21 protein-coding genes and 1 rRNA gene are annotated in these 21740 nt (G+C 71.5%); 5 read left to right on the plus strand and 17 right to left on the minus strand.

Annotated elements, in window-relative coordinates; all coding sequences use genetic code 11:
• Positions 1 to 80: 80 nt before the first annotated feature.
• Positions 81 to 1280, minus strand: coding sequence for an ATP-grasp peptide maturase system methyltransferase (gene tgmC, locus ACIRPP_RS05975; RefSeq protein WP_403638270.1), 1200 nt, complete (start codon positions 1278 to 1280; stop codon positions 81 to 83).
• 288 nt (positions 1281 to 1568) lie between these two features.
• Between tgmC and ACIRPP_RS05980 the strand changes: the two genes are divergently transcribed.
• Together ACIRPP_RS05980 and ACIRPP_RS05985 are read left to right on the plus strand one after the other, a co-directional pair.
• Entirely contained in the window at positions 1569 to 2402 is an 834-nt protein-coding gene (locus ACIRPP_RS05980; RefSeq protein ID WP_403638272.1) for a helix-turn-helix domain-containing protein, read from the plus strand.
• A complete protein-coding gene (locus ACIRPP_RS05985; protein ID WP_403638274.1) occupies positions 2399 to 2599 on the plus strand; it encodes a DUF397 domain-containing protein in 201 nt (66 codons plus the stop codon). Before ACIRPP_RS05980 ends, ACIRPP_RS05985 begins: the two co-directional genes overlap by 4 nt.
• A 337-nt stretch (positions 2600 to 2936) precedes the next feature.
• On the opposite strand, the gene ACIRPP_RS05990 is transcribed toward ACIRPP_RS05985, so the two are convergent.
• The 6 genes from ACIRPP_RS05990 to ACIRPP_RS06015 all read right to left on the minus strand — a co-directional run bounded on the left by ACIRPP_RS05990 (position 2937) and on the right by ACIRPP_RS06015 (position 9604).
• Positions 2937 to 3644, minus strand: coding sequence for a class I SAM-dependent methyltransferase (locus tag ACIRPP_RS05990; RefSeq protein ID WP_403638276.1), 708 nt, complete (start codon positions 3642 to 3644; stop codon positions 2937 to 2939).
• A 263-nt stretch (positions 3645 to 3907) separates the two neighbouring features.
• Positions 3908 to 5623, minus strand: coding sequence for a uroporphyrinogen-III synthase (locus ACIRPP_RS05995; protein ID WP_403638277.1), 1716 nt, complete (start codon positions 5621 to 5623; stop codon positions 3908 to 3910).
• Positions 5620 to 6579 carry a hydroxymethylbilane synthase gene (gene hemC / locus ACIRPP_RS06000; protein ID WP_403638279.1) on the minus strand — a complete coding sequence of 320 codons (960 nt, stop codon included), beginning with the start codon at positions 6577 to 6579 and terminating at the stop codon, positions 5620 to 5622. The genes ACIRPP_RS05995 and hemC overlap by 4 nt, the downstream gene beginning before the upstream one ends.
• The gene (locus ACIRPP_RS06005) at positions 6572 to 8278 is read right to left on the minus strand and encodes a glutamyl-tRNA reductase (protein ID WP_403638281.1); all 1707 of its coding nucleotides are present in this window, start codon (positions 8276 to 8278) and stop codon (positions 6572 to 6574) included. Before ACIRPP_RS06005 ends, hemC begins: the two co-directional genes overlap by 8 nt.
• Complete coding sequence (locus tag ACIRPP_RS06010; protein ID WP_164344849.1) at positions 8275 to 9036, minus strand: redox-sensing transcriptional repressor Rex; 762 nt, start codon at positions 9034 to 9036, stop codon at positions 8275 to 8277. The genes ACIRPP_RS06005 and ACIRPP_RS06010 overlap by 4 nt, the downstream gene beginning before the upstream one ends.
• A 289-nt stretch (positions 9037 to 9325) precedes the next feature.
• Positions 9326 to 9604, minus strand: coding sequence for a glutaredoxin family protein (locus ACIRPP_RS06015; RefSeq protein ID WP_403638283.1), 279 nt, complete (start codon positions 9602 to 9604; stop codon positions 9326 to 9328).
• Between the two features lie 117 nt (positions 9605 to 9721).
• Between ACIRPP_RS06015 and ACIRPP_RS06020 the strand changes: the two genes are divergently transcribed.
• The 3 genes from ACIRPP_RS06020 (at position 9722) to ACIRPP_RS06030 (ending at position 13397) form a co-directional block, all read left to right on the plus strand.
• A complete protein-coding gene (locus tag ACIRPP_RS06020) occupies positions 9722 to 10633 on the plus strand; it encodes an HAD family phosphatase (RefSeq protein ID WP_164344846.1) in 912 nt (303 codons plus the stop codon).
• Between the two features lie 451 nt (positions 10634 to 11084).
• A complete protein-coding gene (locus tag ACIRPP_RS06025) occupies positions 11085 to 11915 on the plus strand; it encodes an ECF subfamily RNA polymerase sigma factor, BldN family (RefSeq protein WP_403638285.1) in 831 nt (276 codons plus the stop codon).
• Between the two features lie 234 nt (positions 11916 to 12149).
• Positions 12150 to 13397: a DUF5667 domain-containing protein gene (locus tag ACIRPP_RS06030; protein ID WP_403638287.1), complete on the plus strand. Its 1248-nt coding sequence runs from the start codon at positions 12150 to 12152 to the stop codon at positions 13395 to 13397.
• A 164-nt stretch (positions 13398 to 13561) separates the two neighbouring features.
• Here the strand turns inward: ACIRPP_RS06030 and ACIRPP_RS06035 are convergent, their stop codons facing one another.
• The 10 genes from ACIRPP_RS06035 to rrf all read right to left on the minus strand — a co-directional run.
• Entirely contained in the window at positions 13562 to 14620 is a 1059-nt protein-coding gene (locus ACIRPP_RS06035) for a lysophospholipid acyltransferase family protein (protein WP_403638288.1), read from the minus strand.
• A gap of 14 nt (positions 14621 to 14634) precedes the next feature.
• Positions 14635 to 15696: an NAD-dependent epimerase/dehydratase family protein gene (locus ACIRPP_RS06040; RefSeq protein ID WP_403638290.1), complete on the minus strand. Its 1062-nt coding sequence runs from the start codon at positions 15694 to 15696 to the stop codon at positions 14635 to 14637.
• 254 nt (positions 15697 to 15950) lie between these two features.
• Entirely contained in the window at positions 15951 to 16049 is a 99-nt protein-coding gene (locus ACIRPP_RS06045; protein WP_003948845.1) for a 30S ribosomal protein bS22, read from the minus strand.
• 154 nt (positions 16050 to 16203) lie between these two features.
• The gene (locus tag ACIRPP_RS06050; protein ID WP_157842153.1) at positions 16204 to 16416 is read right to left on the minus strand and encodes a helix-turn-helix domain-containing protein; all 213 of its coding nucleotides are present in this window, start codon (positions 16414 to 16416) and stop codon (positions 16204 to 16206) included.
• A 129-nt stretch (positions 16417 to 16545) separates the two neighbouring features.
• On the minus strand, positions 16546 to 17361 hold the full coding sequence (locus ACIRPP_RS06055; RefSeq protein ID WP_403638292.1) for a phosphatase: 816 nt from the start codon (positions 17359 to 17361) through the stop codon (positions 16546 to 16548).
• 171 nt (positions 17362 to 17532) lie between these two features.
• Positions 17533 to 18705 (minus strand): acetoin utilization protein AcuC, encoded by a 1173-nt coding sequence (locus ACIRPP_RS06060; protein WP_403638293.1) that lies wholly within the window; start codon positions 18703 to 18705, stop codon positions 17533 to 17535.
• Complete coding sequence (locus ACIRPP_RS06065) at positions 18656 to 19888, minus strand: MFS transporter (RefSeq protein ID WP_403638295.1); 1233 nt, start codon at positions 19886 to 19888, stop codon at positions 18656 to 18658. The genes ACIRPP_RS06060 and ACIRPP_RS06065 overlap by 50 nt, the downstream gene beginning before the upstream one ends.
• A 60-nt stretch (positions 19889 to 19948) precedes the next feature.
• Entirely contained in the window at positions 19949 to 20836 is an 888-nt protein-coding gene (locus ACIRPP_RS06070; RefSeq protein ID WP_403638297.1) for a VC0807 family protein, read from the minus strand.
• Between the two features lie 92 nt (positions 20837 to 20928).
• Positions 20929 to 21573 (minus strand): HAD family hydrolase, encoded by a 645-nt coding sequence (locus ACIRPP_RS06075; RefSeq protein ID WP_403638299.1) that lies wholly within the window; start codon positions 21571 to 21573, stop codon positions 20929 to 20931.
• Between the two features lie 72 nt (positions 21574 to 21645).
• Positions 21646 to 21740 (minus strand): 5S ribosomal RNA (rrf, locus tag ACIRPP_RS06080); the annotation flags it as partial.

Raw genomic sequence — 21740 nt, forward strand, 5'->3', positions numbered from 1 at the left:
ACCGTGCCCAGACACGCGCCCGCTGTGAAGGTGATCAGCCCGGGCGGGCGGACGCTGCCCGGCCGCGTCCCGAGCGCCCCTCAGGGGGACAAGGGAAGGCAGGGCATGTCCGGGTGACGCACGCGCTGTTGACGATCGCGCACGCACAGGGTGAAGGTCTCCAGCCCCGGCCGCCCCGCCGTGTCATGGGCATCGAGCATCGACTCGACCCGTTCCCACAACCGGACGCGCCCTCCCTCCCGCACCCGCCAACCACCGTCTCCGTCCGACGCCAGCTCAGCGGCCGACCCGCTCACCACGTCGACGAGCTGCACGACATCACCGCGAGCGGACAACTGGGCGTCGGGCACTGCGCACTGCGCGAGGAATCGCAAGGAGAAGGCTTCCTCGGTCGCGGTGGTGATCCGCTCGGGGGCATGCCGGGCGACGCGAGACTCCTCCGGCAGTTCTGCGGCCCAGTGGGCGGGGTTGCCGAAGGCCGGCGCCGCGTGCGTGCGCGCCGCCATGAAGGAGACCGTGCCGCCGAGCAGGTGCCCCTCGGCGGTGCCGTCCCCGGCGACGGCGAGCAGGACGCGGGCGTACCCGTACAGCCAGCCGGAGAGTGTCAGCAGGATCTTCCCGCCCGGCCGGGTCTGGGCGAGCAGAGCCGGGGGCACGGCGCGGAAGGAGCAGGCGGCGACGATCCGGTCGAACGGGGCCTCGGGCCAGTACCCGTACAGTCCGTCGGCGACCGCGAGGGTGGGCGCGTAACCGCAGCCGTGCAGCGCGCTCGCGGCGCGTTCCAGCCGGCGCGGATCCACCTCGATGCTCGTCACACCGGCCGACCCGAGCCGTTCGCAGGCGAGCGCGGTCGAGTACCCGGTCCCCGTGCCGATCTCCAGCACCGTGTGCCCCTCCCGGACTTCGGCGTCGGCCCACATCCGCACCACGAGCGACGGGAGCGTGGAGGACGAGGTCGGGGCTCCGCCGTGCCGGTCGGCCGGATGCTCCCAGTCGGGTTCGTCGCCGTCGAACTGCGTGATAAGCGTGGTGTCGGAGTACGCGGCGGCCAGCCAGCGCCCGCGATCGAGCGCGGCGGTGACCGGCTGCCACCGGGTCAGCCCCTGCCCGTCGCACTCCTCACCGGGCAGGTAGAAACCGGGCACGAACCGGTGCCGGGGCACCGTCTCGACGGCCGCCCGCCAGGCCGGATCGTCCAGCGACCCGCCTACGGCGAGGTCCTCCGCCATGACCGCACGCAGGCGTGCGGCATCGGTTTCGAGGTCGGCGGGCAGCGTCACGAACGGCCCTTCCTTTCCACGGTGAGAAGGTCGGCGAACGCCTCAGTGATGTCCTCGGCGTCGGGGAGCCAGCCCCATTGGCCGTTCGGGTCGCCCTCGATCGCCGTCCAGTGTTCCGGAGCGCCACTCAGTGTGTCCGCACGCCTGCACACTGTGTAGGCGACCAGCCCGTACAAACAACGGCTGTATGCCCAGTGGCCCGCGTTCTGTCCGGCCCGCCCGGGGTGACGGGGCGCGGGCGATCGGAGTTGGTCCGGAGAAGGACGCGCGCGACGGGAGGCGGCGGACATGAGCGGGTGGGAAGCAGGGCTGGACGACGAAGAGGCCGGTGCCGTGATGCGCACCGTCACGCGGCAGTTGAAGCTATGGCGGGAGGCGGCCGACCTCACCCAGGCGGAACTCGGGGCGGCCATCGGGTACGGAGAGGAGTTGGTCTCCTGCGTGGAGCGGGGTCGGCGGATTCCCCGGCCGGAGTACCTGGACGCGGCGGACGAGGTGCTGGGCGCGGGCGGAAAGATCGCCGCGATGAAGAAGGACGTGGCAGAGATCCGGTACCCGAAGAAGGTAAGGGATCTGAAGAACCTGGAGGCGGAGGCTGTCGAGCTGTGCGCGTACAACAACTCAGTCGTTCACGGGCTGTTGCAGACCAGCAGCTACGCACGAGCAGTGTTCAGCGCTCGTCGGCCGACCTTTACGGCTGAGGAGCTCGAACAGCGGTTGTCAGCGCGTGTGGCGCGTCAGGAGATCGTCAGCGACACGACTTCTCGTCCCCTTTTCAATTTCGTCCAGTGTGAGTCGACGCTCCGTCGGCCCATCGGGGGCGGGATGGTCATGCGGGAACAGCTCGAACGACTGCTGGAGGTCGCCAGGTTCCCCAACGTCGACCTCCAGGTGCTTCCTCTGAGCCACGAAGAGAACTCAGGCCTCGCTGGGTCGTTCAGACTGCTCAGGCTCAAGGACGGCACCACAGTTGGACATGTAGAGGTGCAGCACATCAGCCGCGTGATCACTGATCCAAAGGAAGTACAGCTCCTCGACATTCGTTATGGGACCATCCGGGCGCAGGCTCTCAGCCCACGGGAGTCGATGGCCCTCATCGAGAGAGTGCTTGGAGAGACATGACCCTCAAGCCCTACGCCGAAGCCAACTTCGTTTGGATAAAGAGTAGCTACAGCACAGACGAAGGCCCCGACTGCATCGAGGTGGCCACGGCCGCTGCCCACATCCTCGTCCGCGACTCCAAGGACCCGAACGGCCCCCGCCTCACCGTCGCCCCCGCCACCTGGACGGCCTTCCTGCCGTACGCAGTCGAGCGCTGACGGAGTAGACGGACGTGGCCCGCGTCCTTGATCTTGGGCGCGGGCCACGTCTGCGCATCAGTCGGCGACCGGAGCCGCCCCCGTCACCGGTCCTTCTCCCCGACCTGCTGCAACGTCTGCGGCGAACTCCTCCATCGCGGCGTGAAGATCCTCGACGATCTCCGCGGCCAGTACCTCGGGCGCGGGCAGGTTGTCTGGCTCGTGGAGCCTGGCAGGACGACACGCGCTGGCGGACCGCAGGGCATTTGGAAATATCGGAACACCCAGTCGAAGTAGCAGGGCACCCCCAGTCGCACGGGCAGGCCCATCGCCGGCGCGGTGGCCTCCCCCACGTCATCTACGACAGCGGACCACGCCATGCGGTGAGCACCAGCGTGTCCGCCGCTCGCGGCCCCGGTCCGGCGGGAAGGAGGTCGCTGCTGGTCCGGGTGAATCCGGCCTCGTCCAGGAGTTCGGTCCACACGTGCTCCTGAAGCACCCAGCGGCGCATCGTGGCCGGCTCCCCGTCCGGGGTCCTGGCCGGAATGTCGGCGTGCTCCACGTCGGGCTGAGCGGGCGCCCCGCCGAGGTAGTGGGCGAGTGTGGAGAACACCAGCCGTCCGCCCCGCCGCAGCGCGGACGCCGCCACCGGCAGCAGCTGACGCGGCCTGGTGAAGTCGACGGCGCCGAACACGCTGTAGAGCACGTCATACGTGCCGGACGCCGCCCGCAAGTGCTCCACGACGTCCGACCGCACCAGTTGCAGGCGCGGCGCGAGGTGGCCGTACAGGTCCGTGGCCATGGCGTGCTGAGCGGGTGAGGCGTCGACGGCGACAACCCGGGCGGCGCAATGGTGGACGGCCAAGTGGGCGGCGTGCCGGGCGGCGCCCGCGCCGAGGTCGGCGACGCACAGTCCGGACAGGTCACCGAGGATGTCCACCCCGGGCCCGCAGTCCTGGCCCCAGGCCCACCGGAACGTGTCGGGCACGGTCCGGTCGGTAGCGTGGCGCGTGCGTCCGTAGTGGTGCCACAGGTCTGCCGAGATAGGAGCTGTCACTCGCCCCATGGTGGCGGGCGCAACCTCCGGGCGGGCCGATTCCCGGGAAACCCCCAGCCGGACGTGTGCCGGGAAACCAACAGGACGCGCCCTGGCCTCCGGCGGCGGGCCGGAGGCCGTCGCCGATCGCCGATCCCCCGGACCCGGTGCACCACAGACCCGACGCACCACAGACCCGACGCACCACACACCCGGTGCACCCACTGACGTCCAGGCAGCACGACGAAGGGCGCCCCCGAAAGGGCGCCCCTCCTCACGTCACGCGGACGACCTCAGGTCGTCGACCGCCGCCGCCGTGCCCCCGGCCGGCGCTCGCTCGGACGGGTGACCGGGTCGCCCGCCTCGATGGCGGCCAGCCGGCGCCGCGCGCCGAAGTCGGCGAGGACTTCGGCCAGCTTGTGGACCGACGGCTCGGGAGCCATCACGTCGACGCGCAGACCGTGCTCCTCGGCCGTCTTGGCGGTCGCCGGGCCGATACAGGCGATCACCGTGACGTTGTGCGGCTTGCCCGCGATGCCGACGAGGTTGCGGACCGTGGACGACGACGTGAACATCACCGCGTCGAAGCCGCCGCCCTTGATCGCCTCGCGGGTCTCCGCGGGCGGCGGCGAGGCGCGCACGGTGCGGTAGGCCGTGACGTCGTCGACCTCCCAGCCCAGCTCGATCAGCCCGGCGACCAGCGTCTCCGTGGCGATGTCGGCGCGGGGCAGGAACACGCGGTCGATCGGGTCGAAGACCGGGTCGTACGGCGGCCAGTCCTCGACGAGGCCGCGGGCGGACTGCTCCCCGCTGGGCACCAGGTCGGGACGGACCCCGAAGTCGATCAGGGCCTGGGCGGTCTGGTCGCCGACCGCGGCGACCTTGATGCCGGCGAACGCGCGGGCGTCGAGCCCGTACTCCTCGAACTTCTCGCGCACCGCCTTGACCGCGTTGACCGAGGTGAAGGCGATCCACTCGTAGCGGCCCGTGACCAGGCCCTTGACCGCGCGCTCCATCTGCTGCGGGGTGCGCGGCGGCTCGACGGCGATGGTCGGCACCTCGTGGGGCACCGCGCCGTAGGACCGCAACTGGTCGGAGAGCGACGCGGCCTGCTCCCTGGTGCGCGGCACGAGCACCTTCCAGCCGAACAGCGGCTTGGACTCGAACCACGCCAGCCGGTCCCGCTGCGCGGGCGCCGAACGCTCACCGACCACGGATATCACCGGCCTCCCGCCGTCCGGCGAAGGCAGCACCTTCGCCTGCTTCAGGGTCTGCGCGATCGTGCCGAGCGTCGCCGTCCACGTGCGCTGCCGGGTCGTCGTCCCGGCGACGGTCACCGTCATGGGGGTGTCGGGCTTGCGACCGGCGGACACCAGTTCGCCCGCGGTCGCGGCCACGGAGTCCAGCGTGGTGGAGACGACCACGGTGGCGTCCGACGCCCCGACCTCCGTCCAGCACCGGTCGGACGCGGTACGGGCGTCCACGAACCGCACGTCGGCGCCCTCGGCGTCCCGCAGCGGCACCCCGGCGTACGCGGGCACCCCGACCGCGGTCGCGATACCGGGGACGACCTCGAAGGTCACCCCGGCCGCGGCGCAGGCCAGCATCTCCTCGGCGGCGTAGGCGTCGAGCCCGGGATCACCGGACACCGCACGCACGACCCGCCTGCCGCCCCGCGCGGCCTCCATGACAAGATGTGCGGCATCCCGCATCGCGGGCGCACCGGCGGTTGTTGACGCGCCGTCAACGACCGTCAGCTGGGGCGTGCCCGTGCCCGGAACGGATGCCGCGGAGGAACCCGAAGCGTCCGTGTCCGTGAGCACCTCGGCAACGCCCTGCCTGGCATGCCGGCGCACCACGTCGAGGACCTCGTGCTCGGCGACCAGAACATCCGCGTTGGCCAGCGCCTCCACGGCGCGCAGCGTCAGCAGTCCCGGATCCCCGGGTCCGGCACCGAGGAAGGTGACGTGCCCGTGTTCCGGAGGGGCGGGAAGGGTGGTGGGGCTCAATGTGCTCGCTCCCCCATCAGACCGGCCGCGCCCTGCGCGAGCATCTCGGTGGCGAGTTCGCGACCGAGCGCCATCGCCGCCTCGTGCGTCTCGGGCACGGGACCGGTGGTGGACAACTGCACCAGCCGGGAGCCGTCGGTCGTGCCGACGACGCCCCGCAGGCGCATTTCCTTGACAATCTGCCCGTCTGCCAAGAGGTCGGCCAGTGCGCCCACAGGAGCACTGCACCCGGCCTCCAGGGTGGCGAGCAGTGACCGCTCGGCCGTGACGGCGGCCCGGGTGAACGGGTCGTCGAGCTCGGCGAGCGCGGCGATCAGCTCCGCGTTGTCGGCGGCGCATTCGATCGCCAGGGCCCCCTGGCCGGGGGCGGGCAAAACCGTGTCGACCGAGATGAAGTCGGTCACCTCGTCGCTGCGGCCCACGCGGTTCAGTCCGGCCGCGGCCAGCACCACCGCGTCCAGCTCACCGCTGCGCACGAAGCCCAGCCGGGTGTCGACGTTGCCGCGGATCGGCACCGTCTCGACGGCCGTGCCCCGGGCGCGGGCGTACGCGTTGAGCTGCGCCATGCGGCGCGGCGAGCCGGTGCCGATGCGGGCGCCGTCCGGCAGGTCCGTCAGCTTCAGGTCGTCGCGCGCGACGATGACGTCCCGCGGGTCCTCGCGCACCGGAACCGCCGCGAGCGTCAGGCGGGGGTGCGGAGTGGTGGGCAGGTCCTTCAGCGAGTGCACCGCGAAATCGACCTCGCCGCGCACCAGCGCCTCGCGCAGCGCGGCCACGAACACACCGGTGCCGCCGATCTGCGCGAGATGCTCGCGCGAGGTGTCGCCGTACGTGGTGACGCCGACGAGCTCGACGGGCCGTCCGGTCACCTGGCTCACGGCTTCCGCCACCTGCCCGGACTGGGCCATGGCCAGCTTGCTGCGCCTGGTCCCGAGCCTCAGTGCCTTCTCAGTCATGCCGGCCCTCGGTTTCTGCGTTTTCGGTGCTTTCCTCGGCGCGGGAGACGGAGGCCACCGTCTCGGGGTCGAGGTTGAACAGGGTGCGCAGCGCGTCGGCGTACCCGGCGCCGCCGGGCTCGGCCGCGAGCTGCTTGACCCGTACGGTCGGTGCGTGCAGCAGCTTGTCGACCACCCGCCGCACGGTCTGCGTGATCTCCGCGCGGTGCTTGTCGTCCAGGCCGGGCAACCGCCCCTCGAGACGGGCGATCTCGCCGGCCACCACATCCGCGGCCATGGTGCGCAGGGCGACCACGGTCGGCGTGATGTGCGCCGCCCGCTGCGCCGCCCCGAAGGCCGCGACCTCGTCGGAGACGATACGCCGGACCTGGTCCACATCGGCAGCCATCGGAGCATCCGCGGACGCGTCGGCGAGCGACTCGATGTCGACCAGCCGTACGCCGGCCAGCCGGTGCACCGCCGGGTCGACGTCCCGCGGCATCGCCAGATCCAGCAGGTACTGCACGGGTTCCGGGCGCGGCGGCTCCGCGACCGGCTCCGGACGGCGCCGTTCGGGGATACGGCCCGCGCTCGCCGCGGTCGCGGCCAGCGCGCCGATCAGTTCGGCGTCCGCCTCGACGCCCCGTCGGCCCTCCCGGCGCTCGACGGCGCTGCCGGCGGCCCAGGCGGCGTGCTGCTCCAGGGTGGCGGCGTCCATGCCGGCCACGGCGGCCTCTCCCATGACGGAGAAGCCGGGCTGCACGGCGGACAGGTCCAGCGGGCAGTTGTCCTCGGCGCCCGGGGAGGCGGGCGGCAGAGTCGTTCCGCCGGCGGGGGCGTCCGTCTCGGCGGCCGGGCGGGTGGCCGGCGGTTCACCGGTGCGGCCCTCGATGCCGGCCGCGATCGCGTCGGCGGTCAGGACGATGCCGGTGGCTCCGGTGCAGGACACGACGATGTCGGCACGTGTCAGCTCGAACGGCACCGACCCCATCGGTACGGCACGAGCCCGCACGCCGGTCTCGTCGCCCTCGGTCAGGATCTGGGCGAGCCGCTCGGCCCGGTCGGACGTGCGGTTGGCGACGACGATCTCGGCGACACCGGCCCGCGCGAGCGTGGCCGCCGCCAGCGACGACATCGAACCGGCGCCCACGACCAGGGCCTTCTTGCCGCGCGCCCAGGTGCCGACGTCCGCACCGCGGGCCAGCTGCTCCAGGCCGAAGGTGACCAGGGACTGCCCGGCGCGGTCGATGCCGGTCTCGGAGTGGGCGCGCTTGCCGACCCGCAGCGACTGCTGGAACAGGTCGTTCAGCAGCCGTCCGGCGGTGTGCAGTTCCTGCGAGCGCGCCAGCGAGTCCTTGATCTGGCCGAGGATCTGCCCCTCGCCCACGACCATCGAGTCCAGCCCGCAGGCGACCGAGAACAGGTGGTGGACGGCCCGGTCCTCGTAGTGCACGTAGAGATAGGGAGTGAGCTCCTCCAGGCCGACCCCGCTGTGCTGGGCGAGCAGCGTGGACAGCTCGGCGACACCGGCGTGGAACTTGTCCACGTCGGCGTACAGCTCGATGCGGTTGCAGGTGGCCAGCACCGAGGCCTCGGTGGCCGGTTCGGCGGCGACCGTGTCCTGCAGCAGCTTGACCTGCGCGTCCGCGCTCAGGGAGGCCCGCTCCAGCACGCTGACCGGCGCGCTGCGGTGGCTCAGGCCGACGACCAGCAGACTCATGTCGGCATCACGGCGGGTACGTCCCCGTCGGGCCCCTGATCGGTGGCGATGTCCTGGCGGGCGGTGCGCGGCACGGCGGCGGTGGCCGCGGCCTCCTCACCGGCCTTGCGCTGCTCGTGGAAGGCGAGGATCTGCAGCTCGATGGAGAGGTCCACCTTGCGCACGTCGACGCCGTCCGGCACGGACAGCACGGTCGGCGCGAAGTTCAGGATGGAGGTGACACCGGCGGCCACGAGCCGGTCGCAGACCTGCTGGGCGGCACCGGCGGGGGTCGCGATCACGCCGATCGAGACACCGTCGTCCTGGATGATCTTCTCCAGTTCGTCGGTGTGCTGCACCGGGATCCCGGCGACGGGCTTCCCGGCCATCGCGGGGTCGGCGTCGATGAGGGCGGCGACCCGGAAACCACGGGAGGCGAACCCGCCGTAATTGGCGAGCGCGGCACCGAGGTTACCGATCCCGACGATCACAACCGGCCAGTCCTGGGTGAGGCCGAGTTCACGGGAGATCTGGTACACGAGATACTCGACGTCGTAGCCGACGCCCCGGGTGCCGTAGGAACCCAGGTAGGAGAAGTCCTTGCGCAGCTTCGCGGAGTTGACGCCCGCGGCAGCCGCCAGCTCCTCCGAGGAGACCGTGGGCACGGAACGCTCGGACAGCGCGGTCAGGGCGCGGAGGTACAGCGGAAGCCTGGCGACGGTGGCCTCGGGAATCCCTCGGCTACGGGTCGCCGGTCGGTGAGTTCGGCCAGTTGCCACGGTGCTCCTGCGGGTAGAGCGGGGCTTCAGGCGGTCATACGTCCCCGGACCGCCCCGTCGCATGCAGGCTATGCCTTTGTGAACGCGTGCACAAAGATGGTGTCCGATTTGCCCGGCCAACGTGACCGGGGTCACGCAACCGCGACGCATCAGCGCGGAACCGGCACGTGAGGACCGCCGCACCTTTACTTCCGGGGGCAAAACAGCACACCTTCCTCTGTCTATCCCGCCCCCGAGACCCAGTCGCCATCAATCCTAAGCGAATCTCCGCCAAGTTTGGACTGGTCGGTCAGTCGTTGAGCGCCTTACGAAGTCGGCCCTCGTCGACCCTCCAGAACGTGTGCTGCTCCCCGTCGACGAGAACGACGGGAATCTGTTCCCAGTACTGCTCGTGCAGGTCCGGATCCTGCGTGATGTCCCGCTGCTCCCAGCGGACGCCGAGGTCGCCGCACACCCTCTCCACCACCGCCTGCGCGTCGTCGCACAGGTGACAGCCGGGCTTGCGGACGAGGGTGACGAGACGGTCCTGCGGTGCCTTGCGGCGGAAGATCGGGCTCATGCCGGCCATTCTCGCGCGCCGCGCCACGACCCGGACGCACGCATTCACGACACCGACGCGCGGAGTTCACGGCCTTTGAACCGTCGTGACTCCGGAACGGCCGAACGGACTGGCTATGCTCACGCCATGGCCGCTCTCGGATGGCTCACCCCCCGTAGGCGCTCCGCCACGGCGCGGAGCGTGTTGGCAGGCGAGGCCTCGGCGGAGGCCGCCCGCAAATCCACCCAGGACCTCGCCGACCGCGAACCGCAGTTCCCGGTGCACGGCGACGAGCAGGCCGCCGCTTTCTTCGACCTCGACAACACCGTGATGCAGGGCGCCGCCCTCTTCCACTTCGGCCGGGGCCTGTACAAGCGGAAGTTCTTCGAGACGCGTGAACTCGTCCGGTTCGCCTGGCAGCAGGCCTGGTTCCGGCTGGCCGGCGTGGAGGACCCCGAGCACATGCAGGAGGCCCGGGACTCCGCGCTCTCCATCGTGCAGGGCCACCGGGTCTCCGAACTGCAGTCCATCGGCGAGGAGATCTACGACGAGTACATGGCCGAGCGGATCTGGCCCGGCACCCGCGCCCTGGCCGAGGCGCACCTCGACGCCGGACAGCGGGTGTGGCTGGTCACGGCGGCGCCGGTGGAGATCGCCCAGGTCATCGCACGGCGGCTGGGACTGACCGGGGCCCTCGGCACCGTGGCCGAGTCCATCGACGGCGTGTACACCGGCAAGCTCGTCGGCGAACCGCTGCACGGCCCGGCGAAGGCGGAGGCGGTACGCGCCCTGGCGGCGGCGGAGGGCCTCGACCTCTCGCGCTGCGCCGCCTACAGCGACTCCCACAACGACATCCCGATGCTGTCCCTGGTGGGCCACCCGTACGCGATCAACCCGGACGCCAAGCTGCGCAAGCACGCCCGGGAGAAGGACTGGCGCCTGCGGGACTACCGCACCGGCCGCAAGGCCGCCAAGGTCGGCATCCCCGCCGCGGCCGGCGTGGGCGCGGTCGCGGGCGGCACCGCGGCGGCCATCGCCATCCACCGCCGCCGCCGCTGACCCCGGCGGCCGGCCGGGGCGCCCGGCCGCGGCGCCCTCGGCGGTGTCCGCACGAACCCCTGTACCGCGGTCAACCTCGCGACACCCGCCCACGCCGGCCGTTCCCGTGACCGCCCCGGAACACATACGGCGCCCCGCCCGTGCACGTGGCCAATCCAACTGCCGTACCCCGCAACCCGCCTGTCCAGTCACGTTGGCTGCACACGGCCAGAACTCGTACTGCACCGACCCGGAACTCGAAGCCAATTGATCCAGGATCGGTCACTCTGCGGCACGAGAACGAACATCAATCGGTTACGGAAGCGACGTAATCGATGATTTGAGCAACTGGGTGTAGCAGCGCCTGTACGAAGCGTTATTCTCCTCAGACGCAAACCGGCACCTTCCCGTCGCTACGACGGGTGAAAGGTTCCGACCTGCACGTGATGGAAGCTCTGCCTCTGGGAGTCCCGTGTACCCACACGTCGGGGTTGACGCCTCGGGCCTGGCTACGCTGCGCGCAGCGGTCGCATCGGCCCGGGACACGCTGCGCGGCTTTGTCCCCCCCGCGTACGCCGTCCCCGCATTCGCCACCGCACCCGTCGGACCCTGCTACGCCCTCGCCGACGGCCTCGAGCGGGGACCGGCGCGCAGCGCCGTCGCCGAGGGGCGGCGGGCGGGCGACGGACGGGCGGTCGCCCGACGAGGGCGTGCCGGGGGTTCCACCACCGTCCGCCGGCCCGCCGCGGACAGCGACAGCGCCCGGATGATGGACCTCGTCGAGCGGGCCCAGGCCGGCGAGGCCGACGCCTTCGGACGCCTCTACGACCAGTACAGCGACACCGTGTACCGGTACATCTACTACCGGGTGGGAGGGAAGGCGACCGCCGAGGACCTCACGAGCGAGACGTTCCTGCGTGCCCTGCGCCGCATCGGCACCTTCACCTGGCAGGGCCGGGACTTCGGCGCCTGGCTGGTGACGATCGCCCGCAACCTCGTCGCCGACCACTTCAAGTCGAGCCGCTTCCGCCTGGAGGTCACCACCGGGGAGATGCTCGACGCCAACGAGGTCGAGCGGTCCCCCGAGGACTCCGTCCTGGAGTCCCTGTCCAACGCCGCCCTGCTCGACGCGGTGCGCCGGCTCAACCCCCAGCAGCAGGAGTGCGTCACGCTCCGCTTCCTCCAGGGCCTCTCCGTGGCCGAGACCGCCCGCGTGATGGGCAAGAACGAAGGGGCGATCAAGACCCTCCAGTACCGGGCCGTGCGCACCCTGGCCCGGCTCCTGCCGGAAGACGCCCGCTGAGCGGCACACGCTCGGCGACCCTCAACTCACGGTCAGTGAAAGTCCGTTGACTTCCTCATCCGATCCTTCTTCGTCCGTAACCGAAGTGCCGCGCCACTCGTTGTGCGGGATGCAGGCTCCCTGTGGTCACCCCCTGGCCCACTCCGATCACCCGATCGTGTGTATGCGGCCGGGGAGTGGAACCCTCAGGAACCCCTGGGGAGTCGACCGTCATGACGAGAGGAGGTGCCGCCAGTGATCGCGAACGTATCGGCGCACCGGCGGGCGAACGCCTTCGCCCAGGCCCTGGAGGAGCAGTCCGAGCGGGGCCCGGCGGCCGAGCAGCCCGAAGGACCCGCTCCGGCCCCGGCCGCAGCGGAGACCGAGCAGGCCCGCCTGCTCGCGCTGACTTCCGGCCTCGGCGCGCTGCCCAAGCCGGAGCTCGACCCCGAGGTCAAGGTCGTCCAACGGGCCCAGTTGGTGGCCGCGTTCGAGGCCATGCTCCAGGAAGGCACCGCTGCGGGCGAGGCGACGGAACCGGCCGTGCCGGAGCAGCGCTCGCGGCGCGCCAAGGGCGCCCACCGGGCGACCCCCCTGGGCAGACTGCGTCCGCGCACCCGGCTCGCCAAGGGCCTCACCGCGGGCGGACTCAGCGTGGGCGTGGCCGCCGGCGCCCTCGGCGGAGTGGCCGCCGCGAGCTCCGACGCCCTGCCCGGCGATTCCCTGTACGGCCTGAAGCGGGGCATCGAGGACGTCAAACTCGGCCTCGCCGACGGCAACGACGAGCGCGGACGCGTCTACCTCGACCACGCCTCCACCCGGCTCAGCGAAGCACGCCGCCTCATGGAACGCGGACGCAGCGGCCCCCTCGACCACGAGTCCCTGGGCGAGATCCGCCGCGCCCTGTCCGGCATGCGCCACGACGCCTCCGAGGGCCACCGGCTGCTGCGCGAGGCCTACAAGCGCCACCCCGACTCCCTCGGCCCCATGCAGGCCCTGTCGTCGTTCTCCCAGTCGCACCGCGACGCCTGGGGCACCCTGCGCGATCAGCTGCCCGTGCAGCTCGGAGACGTCAGCGAGCAGGTCTCCTCGGTGTTCGACGCCATGGACGAGGACGTCGCCCCGCTCCGGTCCCTCCTCCCTCAGCCCCCCTCCCGCGAGGGCGCGGACAGCGGGCGCAAGGGCAGCGGCGGCTCGACCCCCGGCCACCCGTCCGGGACCGGCCCGTCGCAGACCCCCGGCACGGGTCCCGGCGGCACGGCCGACGACGACGGCCCCGGCAGCCAGGCCCCCAGCCGCTCCGCCGACTCCGGCTCCGAGAGCGACGGCCTGCTCGGCGGCAACACCGGCGGCCTCCTCGACCCGCCGAAGGGCAGCGACGCCAGCCCCTCCCTGCCGTCCACCGGCGACATCGCCCCGCCCAAGAGGCCCGACGTCACGCTCCCGCCGCTCCTGCCCGGCCTGCTCCCGGGCCTGGGCATCGACGCCGAGGACGCGGACTAGGGCCGGACCAGGGCCTCTCGTTTGGATCACGCCGGGCTCGTCCGAACGAAAGACCCTGGGACGCCGCACCGGCACACGGATCAGGACACGGCACGGACGGCGGGGCGCGCCCGCGCCCCTCTGCGGAGGGGAAATCCCGGGCGCGCCCCGCCGTGCGGCTGCTCCTAGAAGAACACCGACCTGCGCTGCACCAGCAACTTGTACAGCGTGTGCTGGATCTGCTCCCGCACCTGATCGGTCAGATTGAACATCAGCATCGGGTCCTCCGCCGCCTCCGGCGGATAGCCGTCCGTCGGGATCGGCTCCCCGAACTGGATCGTCCACTTCGTCGGCAGCGGCACGAGACCCAGCGGCCCCAGCCAGGGGAAGGTCGGTGTCAACGGGAAGTACGGGAAGCCGAGCAGCCGCGCCACGGTCCGCGCGTTGCCGATCATCGGGTAGATCTCCTCCGCCCCCACGACGGAGCACGGAATGATCGGCGCCCGCGCCCGCAGTGCCGTGGACACGAAGCCGCCCCGGCCGAACCGCTGCAGCTTGTAGCGGTCCGCGAAGGGCTTCCCGAGGCCCTTGAACCCCTCCGGCATCACCCCGACCACCTCGCCCTGCTCCAGCAGCCGGGCCGCGTCCTCCGCACATGCCAGGGTGTGCCCCAGCTTGCGGGCCAGCTCGTTGACCACCGGCAGCATGAACACCAGGTCCGCCGCCAGCAGCCGCAGGTGACGGTCCGCCGGATGGTTGTCGTGCACCGCGACCTGCATCATCAGGCCGTCCATCGGCAGCGTCCCCGAGTGGTTGGCGACGATCAGCGCGCCACCCTCCGACGGGATGTTCTCGACGCCCTTCACCTCGACCCGGAAGTACTTCTCGTACACCGGCCGCAGCAGCGACATCAGGACCTGGTCGGTGAGCTCCTCGTCGTAGCCGAAGTCGTCGACCTCGTAGTCCCCCGTGAGCCGGCGGCGCAGGAAGGCCAGACCGCTCGCGAGACGCTGCTCCAGGCCGCCGGTGCCGTCACCCGGCCGGTCCGCCCCGGGCGGCTCCTCAGCGGGCTCCTGGGCGTCGTCCCGCGCCGGACCCCGGCCGGGCAGCGACTGGACCTCGCCGACCGCCGGGGGCCGCGGGTCCTGGCGCCGGCTCCCCGCGCCCCGGCGGCGTGACGCGCGCTGCGCGGAGTTCCCGCGGGAGCGGTCGTCGTCGAACGGAATGACCTTGGCGTCCGCCATCGTTGCTGCGCTCCTCAGTTGGCGCTCTGCTTCGGGGGGTGACCGCTGCCCGGCAGGGGCAGCGCGGCGATCCGGTCCACGGCCTCCGCCAGGGCCTCCGGCGGAAGCAGCCCCGGGCCGCGGCCGCGCGCGAAGTCCGCGAACGTTTCTGCGGTCGTGTACTTCGGCGAGAAGCCCAACGTGTCGCGCATCTGGTCCGTCGCCACCACCCGGCCGTGGGTCAGCAGCCGGATCTGCTCCGGCGAGAAGTCCGTCATCCCCAGCGTACGCATCACGGAACCCGCCCACGTGACGGCGGGCAGCAGCAACGGCACGGTGGGCCGGCCGAGCCGCCGCGAGCACTGCGACAGCAGCAGGACACCGTCCCCGGCGATGTTGAACGTGCCGCTGTTCAGGGTGCCGCGCCGCGCCTCGTGCGCACCGATCCGCAGGGCCTCGATCACGTCGTCCTCGTGCACGAACTGCAGCCGCGGGTCGTAGCCGAACACGGTCGGCAGCACCGGCAGCGAGAAGTACGAGGCGAGCGGGCTGTCCGCGGCGGGCCCCAGGATGTTGGCGAACCTCAGCACGCACACGGCGACGTCCGGCCGGCGGCGCGCGAAGCCCCGCACGTACCCCTCGACCTCCACCGTGTCCTTGGCGAAGCCGCCGCTCGGCAGGGACTTGGGCGTCGTCGTCTCGTAGAACACCGCCGGATCGCGGGGCGCGGAGCCGTAGACGTTGGTGCTGGACTTCACCACGAGCCGCGTGATGTTCGGGGACTTCTGGCAGGCACCGAGCAGCTGCATGGTGCCGATGACGTTGGTCTCCTTGAGGCCGGCCCGCCCGCCGCTGCCGAGCGGGGTGCCCGTCACGTCGAGGTGGACGACCGTGTCGGCGCCCGTCTCGGCGAGCACCCGCGCGATCGTGGGCTGCCGGATGTCCGCCTGCACGAAGTCCGCGCCGCCGAGGTGGTGCTCGGGCGGGACCGCGTCCACGGCGACGACCCGGTCCACGTCCGGGTCCCGCTGGATCCGGCGGACGAAGCGGCCCCCCAACGGCCGGGCCACTCCGGTCACGAGCACGACCTTTCCCAAGATCAGCGCCTTCCTTCTCGCTCCGCCCTCGTCCTGACGGTCAACCTAGCGGGTCACCGTCGCTCTGGGGCGTCTGCCCGATACATGAAGTGACGACTACCCCTTCAGGGGCGAACGGACCCGGCCACACGGCGAAGGATCCGAGGCAAGGTCCGAGACAGGGTCCGAGGCAGGGTCCGAGGCAGCAGAAGACAGTGGCCCCCCACCGCAACGGATGCGGTGGGGGGCCACTGGACACGCTCTCGCGCTGCCGCTTACTTCTTGTTGCGGCGCTGAACGCGCGTGCGCTTGAGCAGCTTGCGGTGCTTCTTCTTGGCCATCCGCTTGCGCCGCTTCTTGATAACAGAGCCCACGACTACCCTCGCTCACTTCTCATCACTCGGTGTTTGGGCGCCATGGGCCCACACGACCTACGAGGGGCCAGCCTACCCGCCCGAGAGCTGAGGTCGTAATCGAAGGGTCGGGGAGATCCCCATGAGTGCCCTGTACGAATCTCCCCGGCCGCCGTCAGGCCGTGTCCACCCCCACATAACTCTCGCGGAGGTACTCGTGAACCGCTTGCTCGGGGACGCGGAAGGACCGCCCCACCCGGATCGCGGGCAGATGACCACTGTGCACCAGACGGTACACGGTCATCTTCGACACTCGCATCACCGAGGCGACTTCCGCCACGGTAAGGAACTGAACCTCGTTCAGAGGCCTTTCGCCAGCTGCAGCCATGACACACCTGAACCTTCCGCACTCGACGGCCACCGGCTTCCCCTTCCGGTGACTCTTCGTCGCTGCGTGCTCACTCCCCAATGTAGGGGCGGGTGATGCGAGTGGGGAAGAGGTGTATCCATCCGCGGCCTAATGTGACAGACACGCCCGATCGAGTACGTAGCGGGCCAGTGGCAGGTAGTGAGCGCCCCGCACACCGTCATCAAGTGGAACGACGACCGACACGCGCCCCTCGGCCTCCCCCACGAACGGCGCGGGGTCGTTGACATCGGCCAGCGCCAGCACCTCGAACCCCAGCTGACCTGCTCCGCAGGCCCATCCGTGGTCGCCGATCACCAATTCCGGGAGGGGCTCGCCGGCCTCCGCGGCCCCCGCGAGTGCGGTTCGAACCGGGAGAGGGGAGTGGGTGTGCGCGCCGGGCTCACAACCGGAGCGTTCCGGGTCGGCCGCGCGGACGAGCCCGACTCCCCGGTGGTAGTGGAGGTTGTGCGTGCGTAGACCGAACCGGGTCGTTATGTCGACACAGCGACCCTGCGCGGGGGTGAGAACGGCACATCCCGCCGCCGACAGCGCGTCTGCGAGCTCGGCGTAGAAGCCGAGCAGCCGCCCGGGATGCCCGGTGCCCAGCAGCACCGGCGAACGGCGCCGCACCGCGAGCGCCAGCCGCGCCGCGTACTCGTCCAGGGCGGCCAGCGTCCGGTCCGGGTCGATCACATCATGGCCGGAGACGCACCTGGGATCGGCCGAAACCCCACATCTGGCCGCCATCAACGCAAGCAACTCCCGCTGCCCCCACGAGCACGCGGGTTCGGTCCCGATCAGCGCGCGCGGATCCCGGGCCGCGAACAACCGGTAGCTGAGCAGACTCGCCTCACGCGTCGTCGCCACCACGCCGGCGAGCCGGACGGCCAGCAGATGCGCGCGAAGGTCCGCGGGAGTCAGCACCCAGCGATGGTGCGCCCACCCCGGCGCCGCCCGCCCGGAGAACCGGGAAACACCGCACAGTTGGCGTAACGGCCCCGCCGCTCCCTGGGGTGCCGTACGGGAGCTGCGGGACAGGGGTCTGCGAGCCTTAGAGGTCTGCGGGTCTTACGGGTCTTACGGGTCTTACGGGTCTTACGGCAGCATGCCCCGCAGGGGGAACACCGCACGGCGGGTGGAGCGGACCGCCTGGTCGAGGCGGTCCGCCGGGTCGTAGCCCGCCTCCCACGAGGACCACTCGACCGGCCACCGCCCGTCCGTCATCCGCTGCGGCCCCAGCTGCCGGGTCCGCGCGTACACCTCCTGGCGCCAGCCCTCGGGGATCACCGTCGCCGGGTCCACCGGCCGCTCGGCCGCGATCCCCACCAGGTGCGTCCAGGACCGGGGCACCACTTCGACCACCGCGTAACCGCCGCCGCCCAGCGCGACCCACCGCCCGTCGGCGTGCTCGTGCGCCAGCTCGTGGCAGGCCACCTGCACCGCCCGCTGCGCGTCCAACGACACCGCCAGATGCGCCAGCGGATCCTCGAAGTGCGTGTCGGCACCGTGCTGCGTCACCAGCACCTGCGGCCGGAACTCCGCGAGCAGCTCGGGCACCACCGCGTGGAACGCCCGCACCCACCCGGCGTCCCCGGTCCCGGCCGGCAGCGCCACGTTGGCCGCGCTGCCCTCCGCACCGTCCGCACCCGTCTCCTCCGGCCAGCCGGTCTGCGGGAACAGCGTGCGGGGATGCTCGTGCAGGGAGATCGTCAGGACCCGCGGATCCTCCCAGAACGCCGCCTGCACCCCGTCCCCGTGGTGCACGTCCACGTCGACGTACGCCACCCGTTCCGCCCCCAGCTCCAGCAGGCGGGCGATGGCCAGCGAGGCGTCGTTGTAGATGCAGAAGCCGGAGGCGCCGCCCGGCATCGCGTGGTGCAGCCCGCCCGCGAAGTTGACGGCGTGCAGGGCGTCCCCGCGCCACACCGCCTCCGCCGCCCCCACCGACTGGCCCGCGATCAGCGCGGACACCTCGTGCATCCCGGCGAACGCGGGATCGTCCACCGTGCCCAGCCCGTACGACACGTCCGCCGAGCCCGGATCGGCCGACGCGGCCTTCACCGCCGCGATGTAGTCCTCCCGGTGGACCAGCCGCAACGTCGACTCCCCGGCCGCCTTCGCCGCGACCACGTCGACCTCCCGGTCGAGCCCGAGAGCCGACACCAGACTCCGGGTCAGCGCCAGCCGCACCGGGTCCATCGGATGCTCCCGACCGAAGTCATAGCCCGTTACTGCCTCGTCCCACATCAGCTGCGTGCGGCCGCTCATGCCCGCCACCGTATCGGTCCGGCCGCGGCGCGAACGACCTGGCGTACACGAGCGTCACCAGCACCAGAACCATCGGGACGAGCATCGCCCCCCGGTAGCTCCACACGTCCCCGAGCGCGCCCACCAACGGCGACCCGATCAGGAAACCGACATAGTTGAAGACGTTGAGCCGCGCGACGGCCGCATCCGACGCCCCGGGGAACAGCCGCCCCGCAGCAGCGAACGTCTGCGGCACCAGCACGCACAGCCCGAGCCCCAGCAGCGTGAAGCCCAGCATGCCCACCCACGCCCCGGGCGCCCCGGCCACCACCGCGAACCCGCCCGCCGCCACCAGCGCCCCGGACCGCACCACCGCCACGGCACCGAACCGCCGCACCCCGAAGTCGCCCAGCGTGCGCCCCAGCAGGGTGGTGACCATGTAGACGTTGTAGGGGACGGTCGCCATCTGCTCGGAACTCCCCAGCACGTCCTGGAGGTACTTCGCGCTCCAGTTGGAGACCGTCGAGTCCCCGATGTACGCCACCGTCATCACCAGACACAGCGGCAGCAGCATCCGGAAGGCCACGCTCCCGCCGGCTTCCCCGGCGCCCGTGTCGGCCGCCTCGGCGGCCCCTCCACCCGCGCCGTCCCCGTCGACGAACCACCGGCTCCCGACCAGCGCGGCCGGCAGCAGCACCAGCACCACCGGCAGGTACGACACCCACAGTGCCAGCTGCCAGTGGGCCCCCACCCACGCCAGCGACGCCCCGACGATCCCGCCCAGGCTGTAGGCGGCGTGGAAACTCAGCATGATGCTGCGCCCGTACGCCCGCTGGAGACTCACCCCGAGCATGTTCATCGAGGCGTCCAGCGCGCCCACCGCCAGGCCGAAGGCGGCCAGGGACGCGGCCAGGACGGTCATGTCGCGCCCCGCGCCGACACCCAGCAGGGCGAGCAGGACGACGGGCTGCGACCACCGCAGCACCCGGCTCGGCGGCACCCGCCGCACCAGCCGCTCCGTCGTCACGCTCCCGATCCCGGCCAGGATCGGCACCGCGGCGAGGAAGACGGGCAGCAGCGCGTCGGAGACCCCGTACCGGTTCTGAATCGCCGGGATCCGCGTCACGAGCAGGGCGAACGCGACGCCCTGCACGAGGAAGCTGAACGCCAGCGAGGCCCTGCCGCGCCGCAGCACATCAGTCATGGCGGCGAGCGTAGGGCCCCTGGGTACCGGTGGGTAGATCCGGCCAAAGGTGAATTGCCCTCAGGTAGTGAGGAGTTCGGGGGTTCCGGCGGGCTCGGTCGGCTTCGCGGGGCTGTCGGCAGGGTCTGCACGGTCGGCGCGGGTGCGGTCGGTGCGGTCGGTGCCGTCGGTGCCGTCGGTGCCGTCGGTGCCGTCGGTGGGGTCGGTGGGGTCGGTGGGGTCACGGGGTTCGTTGCGGTCCGGGGTGGCGGCGACCGCGTACGTCCCGGCGGTCCGGACGGCCTTCGGCCCGCAGCCCTTCAGCTCGGCGGCGATCATCGCCGCCATGGGTCCCGCCCCGAGCGCCCCGCTGACCAGGAACGTGCCGCTCATCGTGACGATCATGAGCACGACGCCCAGCCATACCATCGTGTCCACCGGCACCGTGTAGGCCAGCAGCACCCGAACCACGCACTCGGCGAGCAGGGCCACGCCCCACACCACGGAGAACCGCCGCTCGGCCCGGCGGAACGCCTCCGACCCGGCCGACAGCCGCGTCCAGGCCGCATCCCGCTCGGCACGCCCCCTGGTCAGCCACGGCTTCATGGCCGGCGTCATCATCGGCTTGCCCGCCATCACGGACAGCAGCACACCGATGCCGATGACACTGCCGATCGCCCCGTCCTTGGCGACCATCAGCCGCGCGTCCCCGGAGACGAAGCCGAGCACCAGGGAGGCCACGTTCACGAAGAGGATGAGTGCCGCGAACGCGTTGAGCGTCCGGTCCACCACCGCGCCCCACACCGTCCGGGCGGCCGGCACGACGCTGCTCCAGGCGAGCGCGCCGATCGTGCTCATCCCGAAGGCGTTCTTGAGCAGGTAGTAGGCCCCGACCGGTACCGCCACGTCCAGGACGATCGGCAGGAAGGTCCGTCGCTTGCTGCTGGGAGTGCCCGTGTTCGTCGTCATGTCCACAGCTTCGCGGGCGGCACCCCTCGGGCAGTAGAAACGATCGTCCGCACCTCGCCATGACAATTGTCAGGCCGGTCGGCGGCCTCCGGTCACACCAGCAGGCCGGGCAACTCCCGCAGGTCGTCGAAGAGTCGGGTCGCCCCTGCCAGCTTCTCGGGCGGCGTCATCGCGGTGAATCCGTACACGTCCATCCCGGCCGCCACGGCCGCCTGGACGCCCAGCGGGCTGTCCTCCACGACCGCGCAGCGGTCGGGCGTCACCCCCATCCGCTCGGCCGCGTACAGGAAGAGATCCGGCGCGGGCTTGCCCCGGCCGACGTCCTGCGAGCTGAAGACGACCTCGTCGCCGAACCACCGGTCCAGCCCGGTCGTCCGGTGCCCGACCCGGATCCGCTCGTGGCTGCCGGAGGAGGCCACGCAGTACGGCACCTTGTCCGCGGCCAGCTTCTCCACCACGTCCAAGGCCCCGACGACCGGCTTCAGCTCCCGCTCGAACGCGGCGAAGACCCGGGCGTGGAACACGTCGTCGAAGTCCGCCGGCAGCCGCTGCCCGGTCCGCTCCTCGACCAGGTCGTGCACGCGATGCATCGCGGAGCCCATGTAGTCACGTATGGAGTCCTCGAAGGAGGTCGGGTGACCGAGCTCCGTGAGATAAGCGGCCAGAAGCCGATTGGAGATCGGCTCACTGTCGACGAGAACACCGTCGTTGTCGAAGATGACGAGGTCGTAGCGCATGCCCCGACCCTAAACGACCCTGAAACGCAGAAAGCCCCCGTGTCATCAGACACGGGGGCTTCCCCACAATTTGTTCGGCGGCGTCCTACTCTCCCACAGGGTCCCCCCTGCAGTACCATCGGCGCTGTAAGGCTTAGCTTCCGGGTTCGGAATGTAACCGGGCGTTT

Source organism: Streptomyces sp. NPDC101219 (assembly GCF_044767675.1).
Lineage (GTDB): Bacteria > Actinomycetota > Actinomycetes > Streptomycetales > Streptomycetaceae > Streptomyces.